The sequence below is a fragment of the Anaerolineae bacterium genome, assembly GCA_013178165.1.
Lineage (GTDB): Bacteria > Chloroflexota > Anaerolineae > Aggregatilineales > Ch27 > Ch27.
In genome coordinates this window covers 74,351-93,290 of the sequence record JABLXG010000022.1, presented here as the reverse complement: position 1 = coordinate 93,290, position 18,940 = coordinate 74,351, and the positions used below count along the sequence as shown (strand labels likewise).

The 18,940-nt window shown below is 60.0% G+C and carries 14 protein-coding genes and 1 pseudogene; 4 read left to right on the top strand and 11 right to left on the bottom strand.

Annotation, left to right across the window (positions count from 1 at the left end; all coding sequences use genetic code 11):
- Window positions 1–169 precede the first annotated feature (169 nt).
- On the bottom strand, window positions 170–1,060 hold the full coding sequence (folD, locus tag HPY64_12795; protein ID NPV68014.1) for a bifunctional methylenetetrahydrofolate dehydrogenase/methenyltetrahydrofolate cyclohydrolase FolD: 891 nt from the start codon (window positions 1,058–1,060) through the stop codon (window positions 170–172).
- A 203-nt stretch (window positions 1,061–1,263) separates the two neighbouring features.
- Between folD and gmk the strand changes: the two genes are divergently transcribed.
- Window positions 1,264–2,199 carry a guanylate kinase gene (gmk, locus tag HPY64_12790; GenBank protein ID NPV68013.1) on the top strand — a complete coding sequence of 312 codons (936 nt, stop codon included), beginning with the start codon at window positions 1,264–1,266 and terminating at the stop codon, window positions 2,197–2,199.
- Between the two features lie 110 nt (window positions 2,200–2,309).
- Here gmk and gyrB read toward each other — a convergent pair whose 3' ends face one another.
- Complete coding sequence (gene gyrB / locus HPY64_12785; GenBank protein NPV68012.1) at window positions 2,310–4,265, bottom strand: DNA topoisomerase (ATP-hydrolyzing) subunit B; 1,956 nt, start codon at window positions 4,263–4,265, stop codon at window positions 2,310–2,312.
- A 280-nt stretch (window positions 4,266–4,545) separates the two neighbouring features.
- Here gyrB and HPY64_12780 point away from each other — a divergent pair, with 280 nt between their 5' ends.
- Genes HPY64_12780 through mltG form a run of 3 tightly spaced genes read left to right on the top strand, consistent with a single transcriptional unit; the run spans window position 4,546 to window position 10,099 of the window.
- Window positions 4,546–5,265 carry an aminoacyl-tRNA hydrolase gene (locus tag HPY64_12780; protein ID NPV68011.1) on the top strand — a complete coding sequence of 240 codons (720 nt, stop codon included), beginning with the start codon at window positions 4,546–4,548 and terminating at the stop codon, window positions 5,263–5,265.
- A 5-nt stretch (window positions 5,266–5,270) separates the two neighbouring features.
- On the top strand, window positions 5,271–8,798 hold the full coding sequence (mfd, locus tag HPY64_12775; protein ID NPV68010.1) for a transcription-repair coupling factor: 3,528 nt from the start codon (window positions 5,271–5,273) through the stop codon (window positions 8,796–8,798).
- Window positions 8,798–10,099, top strand: coding sequence for an endolytic transglycosylase MltG (gene mltG / locus HPY64_12770; GenBank protein ID NPV68009.1), 1,302 nt, complete (start codon window positions 8,798–8,800; stop codon window positions 10,097–10,099). Before mfd ends, mltG begins: the two co-directional genes overlap by 1 nt.
- Here mltG and HPY64_12765 read toward each other — a convergent pair.
- From HPY64_12765 to HPY64_12725, 9 genes and pseudogenes are all read right to left on the bottom strand, one after another.
- Window positions 10,096–11,512, bottom strand: a pseudogene (locus HPY64_12765) (tryptophanase). The gene mltG and the pseudogene HPY64_12765 sit on opposite strands and share 4 nt — an antisense overlap.
- 52 nt (window positions 11,513–11,564) lie before the next feature.
- Window positions 11,565–11,852, bottom strand: coding sequence for a hypothetical protein (locus tag HPY64_12760; GenBank protein NPV68008.1), 288 nt, complete (start codon window positions 11,850–11,852; stop codon window positions 11,565–11,567).
- Window positions 11,853–11,922: 70 nt separating this feature from the next.
- Entirely contained in the window at window positions 11,923–13,689 is a 1,767-nt protein-coding gene (locus HPY64_12755) for a long-chain fatty acid--CoA ligase (GenBank protein ID NPV68007.1), read from the bottom strand.
- A 107-nt stretch (window positions 13,690–13,796) separates the two neighbouring features.
- Window positions 13,797–14,561 (bottom strand): alpha/beta hydrolase, encoded by a 765-nt coding sequence (locus tag HPY64_12750; protein ID NPV68006.1) that lies wholly within the window; start codon window positions 14,559–14,561, stop codon window positions 13,797–13,799.
- A gap of 31 nt (window positions 14,562–14,592) precedes the next feature.
- Window positions 14,593–15,006 (bottom strand): acyl-CoA thioesterase, encoded by a 414-nt coding sequence (locus tag HPY64_12745; protein ID NPV68005.1) that lies wholly within the window; start codon window positions 15,004–15,006, stop codon window positions 14,593–14,595.
- Between the two features lie 30 nt (window positions 15,007–15,036).
- Window positions 15,037–15,861, bottom strand: coding sequence for a hypothetical protein (locus tag HPY64_12740; GenBank protein ID NPV68004.1), 825 nt, complete (start codon window positions 15,859–15,861; stop codon window positions 15,037–15,039).
- A gap of 39 nt (window positions 15,862–15,900) precedes the next feature.
- Complete coding sequence (locus HPY64_12735) at window positions 15,901–17,070, bottom strand: S41 family peptidase (protein NPV68003.1); 1,170 nt, start codon at window positions 17,068–17,070, stop codon at window positions 15,901–15,903.
- Between the two features lie 72 nt (window positions 17,071–17,142).
- Window positions 17,143–17,937 carry a CoA transferase subunit A gene (locus HPY64_12730; protein ID NPV68002.1) on the bottom strand — a complete coding sequence of 265 codons (795 nt, stop codon included), beginning with the start codon at window positions 17,935–17,937 and terminating at the stop codon, window positions 17,143–17,145.
- Entirely contained in the window at window positions 17,927–18,871 is a 945-nt protein-coding gene (locus HPY64_12725; protein NPV68001.1) for an ADP-ribosylglycohydrolase family protein, read from the bottom strand. Before HPY64_12725 ends, HPY64_12730 begins: the two co-directional genes overlap by 11 nt.
- Window positions 18,872–18,940: the final 69 nt, after the last annotated feature.

The window sequence follows — 18,940 nt, the reverse complement described above, 5'->3', positions numbered from 1 at the left end:
AGAATGAAGTCGCGTGTCATTTTGAGAGAAAATACACATGCGATTTGGTGCTTAGATGGGCAACCTTCAACCGGCATCTGAATTTCAACCGCGAAAGATACACTACCGGACTTTGCAACAGCCGTGGGCATGACGTTGTCCCAGCCGGAGAGTGTTGGTACATACCGCGCTACTGACCAGCCCTGGCGATGGCCATCTCCGCAGCCCGCAGGGTGTTCTTCAGCAACATGGTGATCGTCATCGGCCCAACGCCGCCCGGCGACGGGGTAATCGCCCCGGCAACTTCCTTGACCTCGTCAAAAGCCACATCGCCTACCCAGCGATAGCCCTTCTCCGCAGCTGGATCCTCAATCCGGTTCGAGCCGACATCGATCACCACCGCGCCCGGCTTGACCCAGTCCGCTTTGACCATCTCTGGACGCCCCACCGCCGCAATCAGAATATCCGCAGTCCGCACCACTGCAGGCAGGTCCCTGGTCCGACTGTGGCAGATAGTCACTGTCGCATTGCGGTGTAAGAGCAGCATGGCAGCAGGCAGGCCAACGATATTGCTGCGGCCCAGCACGACAGCATTAGCCCCTGACACCTGAACACCCACCTCATCCAGCAACACCATGCAACCGTAGGGTGTCGCCGGAATAAAGAGTGGCTCACGCCCTTTCATCGCCAGGCGTCCGATGTTCACCGGGTGGAAACCATCAACGTCTTTCTCAAGTTGTATCGCGCTCAGAATGGCTTCTTCATCAATATGATCGGGCAGAGGCAACTGCACCAGAATGCCGTGCACTTTGGGATCGGCATTCAATTCCAGAATCAGCTTGTGAAGTTCCTCCTGAGTGGTGGTGGCCGGCAATTCATAGCCAAAAGAGTCAATCCCCACCTTGGCGCACCGCCGCCGCTTCATCCCCACATACTGGCGCGACGCCGGGTTATCGCCGACGAGCACAGCGGCCAATCCGGGGGTTACGCCATGCTCATCCTTCATCTTCTGCACAGCGGCAGCGATCTCCGCCTGCATCCGTTCAGCAATGACATTGCCATCAATGATCTGTGCGCTCAAAGCTGCTCCTCCTTTGCAACGCCCTGATACCCGCCGCAGCCGGCATATTCTGAGCTTAGCATGCCTGGCTTTCTAGCGCCTAGTGCCATTCTTCATCACAGCATATGCATTCTTGGCCGCTGTGGCAAAAAGGACTGGATTGAACGCCGCCAGCCTGCTACACTTGCAGCCTGACCCGCACAGAAACGGGTAGGAGAACGCATATGATCGATGACGCCCCGCGCCGTGGGCTGATCTTCGTCCTTGTTGGCCCCTCTGCAGTCGGCAAGAACGCCATTATGCAGGATGCGCTGAAGCAGGTAGGCAACCTCAGGCAGCTCCCTACCGCAACGACCCGCGAAAAGCGCCATACCGAGCAGGAAGGCCGGGAGCATTTCTTTCAAACCGAAGACAGCTTCGTGAAGCTGATCGAGGAGAACGCCCTGCTTGAGTGGCAATGGGTCCACGGCCACCGCTATGGTATGCTTCGCCAGACGGTGGAAGACGCGATCGCCGATACCACCGATCACGTCGCCGACATCGACGTACTGGGAGCGGCCATCCTCAAGCATCGCTACCCCGAAAACTCGGTGCTGGTATTTGTCTGCCCCCCTGATGCCAGGGTGCTGGAACAACGGATTCGGGACCGCGCCGAGGAAACCGAGGAGGAGATTAGTAGAAGGCTGCAACGAGTCCCCTTCGAGATGAAGTTTGCAGCCATGTGTGATTACCTGATCGTTAATGATAGTCTTAGCCAGGCCGTGGACGAGTTCATCGGGATCATCCGCGCCGAACGCAGCCGCCGCAACGCCCACAGCACCCGCGTCACCGCCCTGTTCTGCCACCGGGATCAGGCGCTTGTCCGCGCAGGCACAGAGACCGAATTGCCCAACACGCACATCCTCCGTAATGAAAAGGCAGAAACTGCGCTCAGCCGCCTCGCTGCCAGTGTCGGCATCGCTGCCTACCAGATCGCCCGCCAGCCACAGGCCCCTTCTGACGGCCTGGCTCCATCCCACTATGTTGTCTGCCGCCAGGACACTACTGCCCAGGTCAACCTGATCTTCTCCTGCACTGTCCTCGATCCAGTGGGCAGCCCTCCCACCGGCTGGGAATGGAAACCATTGAGCACCCTCAACCCGGATACTTTCTGTCGCTAAGCAGCCCGGGTATCTGCTGGCTGGATACAGGAATCAAGCGGTACCGCTTTGCGATACCGCTTGATTGACTCCGGGCAAAACAGACGAGATAACCGCCAGTCGCCTGTTGGCTAGATATCCAGGTTGCGCACGTTCTTGGCATGGGTGAGGATGAAGCGACGGCGCGGCGGCACGCTGGACCCCATCAGCATATCGAAGATGCGGTCTGCTTCCGCCGCATCCTCAATCGTCACCTGCAGCAGGGTTCGGGTTGCCGGGTTCATGGTCGTTTCCCACAGCTGCTCAGGATTCATCTCGCCCAGACCCTTATAGCGCTGGATGGCCACCTTTGCCGGGTCAGCCCCCCACTCCTTGATGATCTCATCTCTGCCTGCGTCAGAATAGGCATAACGCGAGTTTTTGCGGTAATCCAGCCGGTACAGCGGTGGCTGGGCAATGAACAGGTAGCCGTTCTGAATTAACGGCGTCATATACCGGAAGAAGAAAGTCAACAGCAAGGTGCGGATGTGCGCTCCATCCACGTCGGCATCAGTCATGATGATAATCCGGTTGTAGCGCAGATTCTCCAGCTTAAAATCCTCGCTGATTCCCGTCCCCAGCGCCGAGATCAGGGCCTTGACCTCGTTGTTGTCCAGAATCTTGTTCAACCGCGCTCGCTCTGTGTTAAGGATCTTGCCGCGCAACGGCAGGATCGCCTGGAAATGGCGGTCGCGTCCCTGTTTGGCGCTGCCACCAGCCGAGTCACCCTCGACGATGTATAGCTCCGAACGTTCGGGGTCGCGCTCCGAACAGTCAGCCAGCTTGCCCGGTAAAGTGGTACTTTCCAGCAAGCTGGTGCCGCGCCGGACCAGGTCTCTGGCTTTTTTGGCAGCGTCGCGGGCGCGCATGGCCGTCATGCACTTCTCGACGATCCGCCGGGCCTCGCGCGGGTTCAACTCCAGATACTCGGCAAACACGTCGGCGGTCACCGAGGACACCACACCGGCGACCTCCGGATTCATCAGTTTGACCTTGGTCTGGCTCTCAAACTGCGGATCGGGATGCTTGACGCTAACAATAGCAGTCAGCCCTTCCAGTGTATCTGTGCCGGAGAAGTTTGGGTCTTTGTCTTTGAGCAGGCCCGCCTTCCGCGCATAGTTGTTGATCACGCGGGTGATCGACGTGCGCATGCCGGTCAGGTGACTTCCGCCATCAGGTGTGTTGATCGTGTTGGCAAAAGCTAACTCGGTCGTTGTTGAAGCATCCGTGTACTGGAAGGCCACATCAACGCCAATCGTGTACTGCTTCTTGTCGTCACCCTCGTTGACCACCACCTCGCGTTCAGCGTAGATCACCGGGTGCAAAGCCTTACGATTGCGGTTGATGTAGCGCACAAACGACTGGATACCGCCCTCAAAATGGAAGGTCATATCCCGGGAGATGGGTTTGACCCGTTCATCACGGATGGTGATCGTCACCCCCCGCGTGACAAAAGCCATCTCGCGGAAGCGCTGCACCAGGGTCAGGTAGTTGAATTCTGTCTCCTGCATGATCGTCGGATCGGGCTTGAAGCTGATGGTGGTCCCCGTCCGTTCACCCGGCTTCATATCTCGGATTGCGCGGACTTTGCCCGTCGGCTTGCCACGACGATACTCCTGCTGCCAGACCTTGCCATCGCGCCGTACAGTAGCCCTCATCCAATCAGAAAGCGCATTCACGGCGGAAACGCCTACGCCGTGCAGACCGCCCGATACTTTGTAGGCCTGCCCGTCGAACTTGCCGCCCGCCCCGATGCGCGTGAGTACCAGCTCCAGCGTAGAGATCTTTTCCGTGGGGTGTTCACCCACCGGAATGCCACCGCCATTATCATCAACCGATACCGACCCATCATCATGCAACACCACTTCGATCGTGTCGCAGCGCCCGGCCAGAGCTTCGTCAATCGAATTGTCCACAACCTCGTAAATCAGGTGATGCAGGGCGCGCTGATCGGTGCCCCCCACATACATGCCTGGCCGGCGGCGGACATGCTCCATGCCTTCCAAGTATTGAATGGTTGCCTCGGTATATTGCAAACCGTCCGCCACGCTATCCTCCCTCGAATTTACCGGAATTCAATTTGGTTATTTTAGCGCAGATTCCCCCTCCGAGCAAAAGTTCTACAGCCTTACCGCCGGCTTACTTAGCATCACATAGCCTCGTCTGCTGCACAGCCAGCCTCCTCAAACAAGTCAAAAACGCATAGTTGTTTTTTTGCGGTTTGTTATCCCGACTGCTAGACTTATATGTTGCTTTGCTCACGGTTACCCGCACAGGATTTGCGCGGGTGCATTTGCGACTACATTAAGAAGTGGTGTACAGGGCGTCATGGCTGAACGCTATTTGATCGTCGGCCTGGGGAACCCGGGTGTGAAATACGCCAATACCCGTCACAACATCGGCTTCCGCTGTGTGGATGCACTGGCCGAACGGCATGGCCTGTCATTCGACCGCAAACAGGGGAAGGCGCTCATCGCCAGCGGGACGATTGTCGGGCAGCCAGTCCTGCTGATCAAACCGCAGACGTACATGAATCTCAGCGGCGATGCCGTCAGCGCTGTGGCGAACTTCTACCGAATCACGCCGGACCGCCTTCTGGTCATCTTCGATGATCTTGATCTGCCTGTCGGAACTGTTCGCATCCGCAAGAGCGGAGGCGCTGGCGGGCACAAAGGGATGATCAGCATCATTGAGAGGCTTGGCACGCAGGAATTCAGCCGCATCCGGGTCGGCATTGGCCGTCCGTCAGGTCGAATGGATCCCGCCGACTATGTCCTGCTGCCCTTCCGCGAGGGCGATGAATCCATCCTGGTTGCGGAGACTATCGACCGCGTCGCTCAGGCTGTGCAGTCCTGGCTGGCAGACGGCATCGAGATCACCATGAACCGCTACAACCACAATGTTGGCCACAAGGCACAGAGACAGAGAGCCGCGGCCCAAAGCTCACCGGATGATCCTTCGCCTGCCAGCGACAAAGGATCTGTCGCTCCCGCTTCGAACGCCAGCACTACAGATCACGCCCTGCAAGAGGACAGCAAGAGTAGTTGACCAGTATGCAACTCAGCGGTTTACGAGAACTTCTGCGGGACATTCCTGCCTACACTGCTCTATGCAACCAGATTCAGGCCGGTCTTGGAGTGACCGATCTGAACGTGCTGCGCTCTGCGCGGCCCTTCCTGGCGACGGCCCTGGCTACAGACCTTGCACGTCCGCTCCTGTACATCACCGGACGCACCAGCCGCGCCTACAATATCGCCGAGCAACTCCCGGTCTGGAATGACACCGCGGAGATTCTGCGCTTTGCTGAGCCTGGACCGCTGTTCTACGAGCGTGTACCCTGGTCAGATGCGACCATCCGTAGCCGGTTGCAGACACTGGCGGCGCTCTGCCCACCACCGCTAGAACAGCGCACCTCCGCGCCAATCATTGTAACCTCAGCGCGCGCCCTGATGCAGAAAACTTTACCCATCCGGGAATTCCGCTCAGGCTCCCGCGCCCTCAAACTTGGTGCGCGCACCGACCCGGAAAAGCTGCTGCGTCTGCTCCTGGATATCGGCTATGAGCCAGCGACTATTGCCACAGCGCCGGGCACCTTCAGCCGCCGGGGTGGCATTGTTGACATCTATCCGATCGCTGCCGATCTACCGGTACGTATTGAATTCTTCGGGGATGAAATCGAGAGCATGCGGCGCTTTGACCCGGCTTCCCAGCGCTCTGACGCCGAGGTCGCGCGTGTCGTAGTCACACCTGCTCGCGAAGCATTGCCCCGCCTGGCCCCTCCGGTTGCCGGCCGTCTGTCGGACTGGTTCGTGGCTCAACCTGATCCGGAGCAGGATGGTAGCTCCTCACGTCCAGATGGCATGGCATTGGCCAATGGCGTGGCTTTTCCGCTGCTGGAGTACTACCTGCCCTACCTCTACTCGCATCCCGCCAGCCTCCTCGACTACATTCCTGAAGACGCCTTGATTGTGGTCGACGACTGGACAGAATTACGCGATGTCATTGAGGAACTGGAGACACAGGCGGTCGCCCTCCATACCGAGAAGATGGCAGACCGCCAGCTTCCGCCGGATTACCCCCTCCCTTACCTGACATGGGACGAGATTCACGAGGAATTGTCGACCCGCCGGGTTTTGCACTTCGGTGAAGGCCCGGCGCTGGAAGCCCCACTGTTTGATGACACACCATCCCTGGCGGAAGCCTTCAGCCCGGGGCCGCGCTTTAGCGGGCAAATCAAGCCCTTCCTGGATTACCTGTTTGAATTACGCCTGAACAATCAGCCCGCCGTGGTGATCACCCGCCAGGCTCAGCGGCTGGCTGAACTGTGGGGCGAAGTTGACAGCGTCATTAAGCCGATCGATGCCATTCACAGTGTGGCTGAGATCGGCTCGTTACAGTTTGTTGAGGGGGCGCTGGCCGAGGGGTGGACTCTTCACGGCCCCGCTGGCCCGATGCACTTGCTCACCGATGCTGAAATCTTCGGCTGGCAGCGCCCGGAACCGCGCCGGATACGCCGTCCGCGCCCTCACACGCCGGAAGCGCGCTTTGCCGACCTTGAGCCGGGCGATTATGTTGTCCATGTCGAATATGGGATTGGTCGTTTTGTCGGGTTGCACCGGCGCATGCTCGGCGGCGACGAGCGTGAGTACCTGGTGGTGCAGTATGCCGGTACCGACCAGCTCTTTGTACCTATTCATCAGGCCGATCGGCTGGCCCGCTATATCGGCAGCGACGATCGCCCGCCCCAACTCAGCAGTCTGGGCACCGCTGACTGGTCGCGGGTAAAGGAGACAGCCCGCCAGGCTGTGGAGGAACTGGCCCGCGAACTCCTCGAACTGTACGCCAGACGATCTAGGATCAGGGGGCACGCTTTTGGCCCGGATACGCCCTGGCAACATGAACTGGAAGCCTCCTTCCCTTATATTGAAACCGAAGACCAGCTCCGCGCCATCATGGAAGTCAAACGGGATATGGAACGCCAGCAGCCAATGGATCGGCTGATCTGTGGCGACGTTGGCTACGGCAAAACCGAGGTTGCGCTACGGGCAGCCTTTAAAGCGGTGATGGATGGCAAGCAGGTAGCGATGCTAGTACCGACAACCGTCCTGGCCCAACAGCACTTCAACACCTTCACGCGTCGTCTGGCGCCATTCCCCGTCAAGGTGGAAATGCTGTCGCGCTTCCGTGACCGGCATGTCCAGCGTTCGATCCTCCACGACCTGTCAACCGGCGCCATTGACATCATCATTGGCACGCATCGTCTCCTGCAATCGGATGTGCAGTTCAAAGACCTCGGTCTCCTGATTATTGACGAGGAACAGCGCTTTGGCGTCACCCACAAGGAACGTCTCAAACAAATGCGCACCGAAGTCGATGTCCTGACCATGACCGCTACGCCTATTCCGCGTACGCTGTACATGGCGCTGACCGGCATCCGCGACATCAGCACGATCCAGACTGCGCCAGAAGAGCGCCTGCCAATCACCACCCACATCGGCGTCTATGATCCCCAGCTGGTTCGCCAGGCTATCCTGCGCGAGCTTGAGCGCGGCGGACAGGTCTACTTGGTACACAACCGCGTGCAGACCATCCAGATGAAGGTCAAGGAAATCACCGCCCTGGTGCCGGAGGCGCGGGTAGCAATGGCGCACGGGCAAATGGCCGAACATGAACTGGAACAGGTGATGCTCGGTTTTGCCCGTGGCGATTTTGACGTGCTTGTCTGTACCAGCATCATCGAGTCCGGTGTGGATATTCCCAACGCCAACACGATCCTGATCGACCGCGCTGATTGGTTCGGCCTGGCGCAGTTATACCAGTTGCGCGGGCGTGTGGGACGCGGCGCACAACGCGCTTATGCCTACTTCTTCCACCCGCCCTGGAGCAAGCTTACCGAGGATGCTATCCAGCGCCTGCAGACCATCAAGGAATATAACGACCTGGGCGCAGGCTTCCACATTGCCATGCGCGATCTGGAGATCCGTGGCGCGGGCGATATCCTGGGGGCACATCAGAGCGGTCATATCGCCGCCGTCGGCTTCCACCTGTACACGCAACTGCTGGCGCAGGCAGTGGAGCAACTCAAAGCCAGCGGCAGCCTGGCCGCGCCAGCGCCCAGAACCCAGGAACCGACCGCAACGATCGATCTGCCATTGCCCGCCTTCATTCCAACGGACTACATTGCTGACGTGGCTTTGCGCCTCCAGCTCTACCGGCGCATGGCCGATTTGAGAGACCTACAGGCCATCGACGAGATCGGCGCAGAACTGGCCGATCGTTTTGGCCCGCTGCCAGATGCCGTACAGGGATTGCTCTTCCAGCTACGAATCAAGCTCCTGGCGCAACAGGCACGGGCCACAGCCATCGGCCATGAAGCGGAGCAGATTTACATCCGCCTGCCTTACCTGGCGGAAGTGGATCGCCCTGCCCTGCAACGCTACCTGGAAAACGACGTGCGCGTCAGCCGCACCGCTGTCTGGCTACCGCGTAATCTCCCCCGTCCAGAATGGCAGGCCCGGCTGATCGATGTGCTGACACGACTGGATCGGCGCACAGAACTGACCGAGGCCCGTACCATGTGATGAACGACCGGCACACAGGCAAACAGTGTCATGGCTTCCAGCCCGTTGTGGCTGGCGTATTGGTTCTGGGAGGCGTCGGCCTCTGTGCGCTGGTCGGACTGCTAATCAGCGGGGTGCTGCTTGTATCCAATGCGCCTGGGTGCCAGGCCATCCCCCGCTACGCCGAATCAACAACCACGCCAGTTCTGGTGCCAAGCCCCGTAGCCACACTGGCAGGCCCGCTGAGCTCCTTTGCCCCAGCTGCAACGCCTGGTGCAACGGCTACCATCCCGGCGACAGACACGCCTTCCCCGACAGAAACGTCCCACCCGGAAACGCCAGCGCCAGCCTCAGATATTGCGTGCCCGCCGCCCTCCAGCTGGGTAGTTCACCATGTGCAACCGGGCGAGACTCTGTTCGCGTATGTGCTTGGCGCAGCTATCTCCGGAACGACAATCACCACAAATGATCTCCGGCAGGCCAACTGCCTGACCAGCGACCTCCTGCAGATCGGGCAAACGCTCTATCTGCCCCCTGGCGCCGCCGAGAACGCCCCTTCCAGCGAACCAGCAGGTGTTGCGGTTGCTGATGGAACCGGACCGCGCACCCCGCAGTGTGATCCTCACTGCACGATCAGCATTCGTCCCGGCTGGCGGGCGGAACAGATTGCCGCCGTGATCGACGCTTTGCCGGTGGGATTCTGGGGTGCGGACTTTCTGGCGGCTATCCATCCGGAAGCAGGTCTTCCTGCCTATGAATTCCTGGCCAGCAAGCCTCCCGGCAGCACGCTGGAAGGCTATCTGTATCCCGGCACCTACGAGCTGACCAACGACACGACCGCAGCCACCTTCCGCGACATGCTGCTGGCTGCCTTTGCCGCGCACTACGCGCCGGATATGAGCGCCGCTGCCGCCGCTCATGGTCTGACCTTCTACCAGGCGCTCACCCTCGCCTCGATCATCCAGCGCGAATCATGGGCCTACGCCGAGCAGACTCTGATCAGCAGTGTCTTTCACAACCGTCTCCGGCGCGGTGAGAAGCTTGGCGCAACCGTCACGCTTCAGTACGCCCTGGGCAGTCCCGGAAACTGGTGGCCCCCGATCCGCGGCAGCATGGTCAACACGCCATCCCCCTACAACACCCACCTCAACGCCGGCCTGCCTCCCTCGCCTATCGACAACCCGGATATCGACGCCATCCGCGCCGCTCTGTATCCGGCAGAAACGAATTACCTGTTCTTCACCGGCAACTGCAATGGGCCAGGCAACCTCTACGCTGCCACCTATGAGGAGCACTTGGCCAACGTCAATGCCTGTCGTTAGTCCGCCTCAACCGGCGCAAGCCGAGCGCTGAAATGCCGCAGAAACGGCGCCTGCTCCACAATGCGAAAACCCTGGATACTGTCCTTGCGGGCGTTCACCCGGCTGATCACCTCAATTACATAGTCCATATGGCTCTGTGTATAGACCCGGCGCGGGATGGTCAGCCGTACCAGTTCCAGTACCGCCGGTTTCTCCGTGCCATCAGGCTGCGGCTTGCCAAACATGAGTGAACCGATCTCCACTGAGCGCACACCCCCTTCCCGGTACAGTTCCACTGCCAGCGCCTGGGCCGGATACTGGCAGGGTGGGATGTGCGGCAGCATTGCCCGCGCATCAATGTAGACGGCATGGCCTCCTGGCGGCTGGACGATCGGCACGCCAATCTTCAGGAGGGCTTCTGCCAGATAAGCCGTCACCCGGATGCGATAGCGCAGATAATCCTCCTCCAGCACTTCCTCCAATCCCTGGGCGATGGCCTCCATGTCGTACCCGGCCAACCCGCCATAGGTGGGAAACCCCTCGGTCAGGATGAGCAAATTGCGGCACTGTGCCGCCAGCGCATCATCATTCAGCGCCAGGAATCCGCCAATATTAGCCAGGCCGTCCTTCTTGGCCGACATAGTGCAACCGTCTGCATAACTGAAGGTCTCCCTGGCGATCTCCAGCGGCGTCTTGTCAGCATAGCCTTCTTCCCGCTGCTTGATGAACCAGCTGTTTTCGGCAAAGCGGCAGGCATCGATAATCAGCGGAATACCGTGCGCATGGGCGATCTCGCTGACGGCGCGGATGTTGGCCATGCTAACCGGCTGCCCACCGCCGGAGTTGTTGGTCAGCGTCAGCATTACCATCGGGATGTGTTCCCGGCCAACTTCCGCAATCGTTTGCCGCAGCGCCTCCAGGTCCATATTCCCCTTGAAGGGGTGAATCACGCCGGGTTGCCGCCCTTCCGGAATAACCAGGTCACGGGCCTCAGCGCCTGCATATTCGATGTTGGCGCGGGTTGTGTCAAAGTGCGTGTTGTTAGGGATGACATCACCGGCTTTGACCGCCGTTGAGAACAGAATACGCTCGGCAGCCCTTCCCTGATGAGTGGGAATCACATGCTTGAAGCCGGTGATCTTCCGCACCACAGCCTCCAGGCGGAAGAAGGAGCGCGAACCGGCGTAGCTCTCGTCGCCAACCATCATCGCACCCCACTGCTTGGCCGACATTGCCCCCGTGCCGGCTATCAGTCAGCAGATCGATCAGCACATCTTCCGCGGCGATCAGGAACAGGTTGTATCCAGCCTGCCGTAGCACTTCTTCGCGATGTTCGCGGGTGGTGAACTTGATCTGCTCAACACTCTTCACCCGAAACGGCTCAATGATCGTCTTAAACGACGGGTCCATAACCGTTTTCTCCTCCGAATGCATGCACGAACATGGCCTGTATTATGAATATGCGTCCGCAGGTCAGCCAGACAGCCTACAGGCCAAACCACACACAGAAGTTGACCGCCTGAGGTGTGCCACAGGTGGAAAGCACGTAACTGATCAGCGCGGCCAACCCGCAACACCCTCCAACGACGACCAGCGCCAGCAAACACCCGCACCAGGTCACTGGCCCGCCGGTCAGGAGATCCATCACAAAATCGAGCAGACCGCCAACAATAGACAGGATAGCCGAAGCCAGCGGCAGAATGAGCGCCAGCGCAAACCCGGCGACACATACCAGCAGCGCGATGCCTGCCAGCGTACTCAACTGTGGCTCCACGATATGCCCCCCTTGCCAAAAGACCTCGCCGCCGCGACACCCAATACCAGGCGCGAACAGCCGGCAGCCATCAGCGATCCTGTTTCATCTGCCGGGCTTCCAGCTCCATGCGCACCAGTTCCCGACGCAGGATCTTCCCCACAGCTGTCTTGGGCAATTCCGTCACAAACTCGAACCGCGTCGGAATCTCATAGCGGGCCAGGTACTGCCCGGCGAAGGCAACCAGTTGTTCCGGCGTGATCGTCCGCCCCGGTCTCGTGACAACCCAGGCTTTGAGTGCCTCCTGGCCTTCCTTCTGGGGGTCTGGATGAGGAATCGCTGCTACCCCAACCTCCAGTACATCAGGGTGGCTCATCAGCACATCCTCAACATTCCGGGGGTAAACGTTGAAGCCGCCGATCAGCGCCATGTCCTTTTTGCGGTCGACAATGTAGAAGTAGCCATCCTCGTCCATCCGGGCAATATCCCCGGAATAGAACCACTTCCGGCCTTCGCTGTCTTCGCGCAGGGCGTTGGCCGTCTCTGTTGGCATGCCATGATACCCGATCATCATCTGCGGCCCCCGCAGAATCAACTCCCCGATCTCGCCCACAGGAACATCCGTCTCACCATCATCAAGGCTGACAATCCGGCACTCAACATCCGGGAATGGCAGCCCAATCGAGCCGGTACGATTTTCGCCCAGCAAGGGGTTAGCATGTGTAGCAGTCGGCATTTCGCTCATCCCGAATCCTTCCAGTAGCTTGCCGCCGCTCAGCGCCTCGAATTTCTGCTTGGTCGCCGGCGGCAATGGCGCCGACCCGCTCAAACACGCCCGCAGCGATTTTAACGATACCGCCCCTGACTGTGCCCGCGCATTATTGTTGATCGCGTTGTACATCGCTGGTACGCCCATAAAAAGGGTGGGTTTGTAGACATGGATGTTGTCCAGCACCTCATCAATATCCCGCGGATTGGGCACCATGATCATGGCGGAGGCCATCGAGACGGCAAAGCTCATCACAGCCACCATGCCAAACACATGAAAGAGCGGGATCGCTGCCAGGAAGCTTTCCTCATGAGGCGCGCCGCGCATATCCGAAGAGAGCCACGCCCGGCACTGCATGGTATCCGCCACCAGGGCGAAATGCGTCGAGACCGCCGCTTTGGAAACTCCGGTAGTGCCGCCGGTGTACTGGAAAAGTGCCCGATCCTCAGGCGTGACTTCCACGCCAGCCTTACGTCCCCCGTAACGGCGCAGGAGGTCCTGCAGCCAGTGATCCTCCGGACGCTTCTGGATGGCGTGTCCGTCCTTCTTTTCCCGCGCCAGGGTAAAGAGTAGCCGCCCCACAGCCGGGAAGTACTCCTTGATATTTGTCACGATGACGTGGTGAAGCGGGGTATTGGGCTGAATCTGCTTGATGGACTCGTAAAAGAGACTCAGGGTAATCGCCACGGTTGCGCCGGAGTCAACAATTTGTTCCTGCAACCGGAGAGGAGGATAGCTCGGATTCACCGCTGCCACTACCCCGCCCGCCTTGAGCGTAGCGTAGAACGCAATGACGAACTGCGTGCAATTGGGCAGGATCAGAGCCACGCGATCGCCCTTCCTGAGTCCCAGATCCACCAGCGCCGCTGCCAGCGCGTCCACGGCAGCATCCAGTTCGCCATAGGTAATGCTGGCGTGCCTGCGGCCAAGCAAAGGGAGCTTGAGCGAAGTCAGACAGGCGATAGCATCCGGATGTTCACGCGCACTCTGCTCCAGGAAGCCATGAAGCGGGATCGCCGGATACTGCAGGGTGTGCGGGATGCCTGGGTCATAGTGCTTGAGCCATGGACGATCGCTGTATGAAGCCATGCTTCCCTTCCAGAGAATAATCTGATCGCCTGTCTCCAGAACAGCCAACACCATCATCACACAGGCCAGCGGCGATCGGCCCCTCTTGCTGGGCAGAGAGAGGCTGCCTAGCCCTGGTTACCCTGCCCTGACCCCTGCGCAACAGATTCCAGCAAAGCCACAGTTGCGGCAATGACCTGATCCTGCTGCGCCGCCCGCGAGATCGTCGCCTCGCCATCGCCGCCCTGGGAGCCATACCAGCCAAACTGAGCGTGGTTTCCGCCTTCAACCGCGACAAAGCGTGCGTCATCGGGAAGCAAGCGCGCTGATGCCAGCACCTTCTCAGGCGCCGCCAGCCCATCCTGCGTGCCATAGATCGAGACTACTGGCAGGTCCGCCCCGGCCAGGCTGTTATTGTCTGCAGGATACGCCGCCCATAGTACCAGACCGGCAACCTGCGCGGGCTGACTGTAGGCAAAACTGGCGGCCATCGCACCGCCCAGCGAATGCCCGCCAACCACCCAGCGGGGAACAGCAGGAAAGCGGTTGATCACATCCGCCGCTCGCCCCGGCGCCAGTACCGCCAGGTTGAGCGGCATCGGCACGATCACCGTCAGATAGCCCTGCTCAGCAATAGCGCGGGCATACGGTGCATAAGCGCGTGGATCCACTCGCCCACCGGGATAGAAGATGAACCCTGCTGGCCTGGCAGCGTCAACCGGCTCAAATACCAGCCATTCACTCTGAGTGACGCGCACACTGGCGTCGCTTTCCAGCGCAGCCAGCGCCTCCGCCATTGGCGGCAGGGGATTACTGGCCCACAGCACAAATCCCACCAGCGCCAGAACCAGCGCCACCGGAATCAACCACAACCATCGTTTGGAGAATCGCATTGCCTTGCCCCCAGTCCCGCATCGTTTACGGTCAGCCCTGCAACCGCGCGCGCCACTCCGGTGGGATGGCTGTCACCTGTCCCCCATGATTGACACAGATGTGCTTGCTGTGTCCGGTTACATGCAGTGTCCCGGTATCAGCATCAACGATCTCATACCCAAAGGTCACCGAACGACTACGGAGATCCTCGATCCAGCAGCGCACGGTCAGCCTTTGGCCATAACGGGCCGGCTGCTGGTAGCGGGCATAGACTTCACTCACCGCAAAGTAATGTCCTGTGCGCTCAAAGGCAGCGTAATCAGCGCCGCGTGCCCGCGCATAGTGCGACCGCCCTTCTTCAAAATAGACAACATAACTGGCATGGTGAACTATGCCCATGGCGTCAGTCTCAGCATAGCGCACATAGAAGGTCGTCTCGGCCACAAACCGATCCGCTGGAGCCATCCGCCCCATCCTCTCCGTACATGCAACCCGTTACAGTGCCCCCTCCTGAGCAAGGATATCCCGTAGCAGGGCTTTACGCGCTGCGCCACCCAGTATCTCCAGCTTGCGCAATCCCAAGGGATCGATCTCTTCGCGCAATAGGCGCAGTTCCTCGGCTGCTGGCGGCGGGGTTTCTGCCAGGTCCGGGGCAATCAGCAACTCACAGCCGGTCTTGGCGACAACGCGCTCCACAGTCACACCGGGATGACAGGCAAACAGTCGCAGCCGTCCATCAACCCAGTCAAATTGACCCAGGTCACTGAGCAGATACACCGGGCCGCGCCCCTGCCGGCGCGCCGGGCTGTGCCCCAGTCCGCTGACCACATCCACCCGTGGCACAAAGACTGCCCGCGAGTGGCGGGGAACATACAGGTGCATATCGCTGTACACCACGCTCACATCCGGGATACCACCAGAACCCGGCAACCGCATCCGAGGATGCCAGTAATCTTCGCCAATCGCCAGGTTGTTGAAGTTGCCCTGCGCGTCAATCTGGGCAGGCCGCAGATACTCAATGGGATGTAGGCGCGGCAGCAAATCGGCCGCCACGGTGATAAACCCGACCGTGGTCAGCGCCTTATCCAGCCACAGCGCCTCCGTGCGTGCCAGGCCTAATGGCGCCCAGTCCTGGCAAATACCCTGGCCAATGGCCGAGGCAAAGCGCAGGTTGGGCGCATGCGTGAGCTTGGCCAGCAGGTAACCGGCAGCTACCAGTGGTGTGGCAATCCCCTGGGCAACAGTCACCTCATCGCTCAGACGGCGGGCGATGCAAACCGCCATGATCTCATCAACCGTGTACTCGTTGCCTGCTGGCACAGTGCACCGATCTCCCTGTTCCGCCACCTCATACACCGATCAACGCAACTCTGGAACCCGCTGCCGCAGAAGGTTGATGCCCGCCTGTAGCTGGGCATCGGTCTCCGGCACATCGGCATCCTGCTCAACAAAAACATCAGGCGAGACTCCAACTTCATGGATCGACCGCCCTGCTGGCGTATACCACCGGGCAATTGTCACCCTGATCCCGCCGCCATTGGACAGCTCACGCCATGTCTGAACTGTCCCCTTGCCGAATGTCCTCGTCCCGACAATCGTGGCCCGTTCGTGATCCTGCAACGCTGCGGCGACCAGCTCAGCGCCACTGGCGCTGCCCTCGTCAACCAGCACGATCATCGGCACGGTTGGCGCGCTGGCCACACCGGAAGCGCGATAGACCTGTTCGTGATCGCGTAGTCGTTCGGTTAGGATCACACCTTCCTGCAGAAACTCGCTGGCCACATCCACAGCGCTGGTCAGGAATCCGCCGGGGTTGCCACGCAAATCGAGAATCAACCCAGCCCGGTTTTCGACCTCCAGCGTCTGCAGTTGCTCTCGCAACTGATCTGCAGTGTCCTCCCCAAACTGGAAGAGCCGTATATAAGCGATGTCGCCATCAAGAATCTTGCCCTCAACCGTAGCCAGCGCGATGCGCGCCCTGACAATCGGGACAATGAGCATTTCGGTTGCCCCAGATCGCAAGATACCAAGTTCGACAGTCGTTCCTTCCGGGCCACGGATGGCGCCGATGATCTTCGCCTGCGATATCCCCCTGACATCGACGCCATCAACCTGCACAATGGCATCGCCGCGGCGCAGCCCTGCCGCCTCAGCAGGAGAACCGGGCAACGTGCTCACAATCACCAGGGCGCCAGTTTCCTCGTCCAGCTGGACCGTCGCGCCTATTCCTTCAAACTCACCTTCAAGATCACTGTTAGCTATCTGGAAGGTATCCGGATCCATGTACAGGCTGTACGGATCGTCGAGCGCCGCCATCAAGCCGTTCAACGCCGCTTCAACTAGGGCTTCTGGCTCAGGCGGATCGACAAACTGCTCCTGGATGATTTCCCAGGTCTCCTGCACCGGCGCCAAAGCCGCATCTATCTGCTGTCCTGTCCCTGCCAGCGCCGGCGTGATCTGGCCGCCCAGCAGCAAACCAGCCCCAAAAGCGCCTAACACCAGAATCCAGAGTGCCAATCGTCTCCACATACCTGTTCGTCCACTCCATCAACCTGGCAAACCGTATTCAGGCACCATCCAACAGAACCGATCCGACCAACCTCACTCCTCCAGAAAGTCCTGTAGATATCGATCGAACTCACCGGAGGCGCAGGCATCGATGTAACGCAGTAACTCACCCCCTGCCACCGGATACAGCGGGTGACACGATGTTGGCCAGGCTCCCCGTGGCGCATGGACAACCATCGTCGTCAGCGGTGCAGCGATGTCCACGTCTGCCGTCAGGCGATCGACCACCTCTTCCGCTGTCACAATGACCGTCCCTGCCAGGTAGGCCAGTTCACGGTCGATGGCCAGATTCCTGTTCAGCCGGGCATTGCCCTGCCGATCGGCAACGAGGGCATGCACCACGGCAATGTCGCAGGGAATCGCCGGGAACGCCATCAGCTCTTCGCCACTGTACGGATCGATGATAGTTTTGACATCCGGTCGCAGGCGCGGCAGGTCCGTGCCGATCCACGCCCGCGACGGCATAAAGCCGACCGCGCTCAAGGCAGCCCGGATGCCCATCGCCAGACTGGCTTCGGTTTCCTCAATCACGGTGATCTGGCCTCGCGTTGCCGCATCGGTGAACATCGGCGCCAGCCCAAAAGCTTCCAGGCCAAAATAACACGTCCGGGTACGGGCAATACAGCCAGCCCCGACCAGCAGGTCGGACTCATATCCTGCCGTGAAATTCAATAGTGTCAGGCCAACGGGCCGATCAGAACGCCGTAGCAGCGCCCGCACAAAAGCGACCGGTCGCCGGTAAAGAGTCATACCGCCCAGCGCCAGCGTCTGGCCGTCGCGAACGGCCTGCGCAGCCTCCGCAAGTGACACAAGCCGGTCAACAGCCATCACGATGCTCCGCAATCCGCAATCGCTTCTCTGCCAGATGCGCCCCCAGATCGAGGATACCATCGCGGTTCTCACACCGATCGCGCCAGTCCGCCGGGATAGATTCCATCCCCAGACGCGCCGCAGCAACCCCTCCCGCGATGCAGGCGACGGAATCGCTGTCACCATCCATGTTTGCTGCCCTCCGGACAGCGGCAACGTAGTCGTCCGGGTAGCGCATCACACAGTAGAGCGCCAGGCTCACGGCTTCCTCGGCCACCCAGCCCGCGCCGATATGGCGCATTGCCATGATCTCGTCGCCCCAGGCCAGTACATGACCCACCCGGCGCAGCGCCAGATCTAGCTCATCGGAAAGCCCGTCCACAGAAACGGCCACCTCGTGCAGGTAGTGGTCAGGGGCAATACCATCCAGCGCCAGCTTCACCAGGTACGCTGCGGCGACGCTCGCAGCCAGCGCCGTTGGATGGCCGTGGGTGATCAGACTCGTTGCCTGCGCCACATCCCTCAATCGTTCCGGATCATGCTGATAGAGATACCCGATCGGCGCAACACGCATGGCCGAACCACATCCTCTGGAATCCGGCAGGCCAGATCGACGCCAGGACTCCCCGCGCTCATACCGCCGCACGCCAGCGAGGCATGCTCCGCCCGGCGACCGGCCGTTGTCCGGGCTGTTCAGCCAGCGTACAAAGTACTTTCCCACAGCGCTCATCAGGGCGTCAGGATCAGCTTCGCCAGCTTCTATCAACCCTTCTGCCAGGGCTAGGGTCATCTGCGTATCGTCGGTATACAGGGCCGGATTTGGAGGCTCCTGAATCCCCCCGGAACCATACCGTGCGCTGATCTCGGCCAGACCCATAAACTCGACCGGCGCCCCAAGCGCGTCCCCAAGCGCCAAGCCCAGCAAAATCGCCTGTGCTTGCGTTACACTCATGGCCGCACCACATCCTGTTTGCGTATTGCGCCAGACCAAAAGCGTCCGGAATTGAGCCGGAATTGTAGC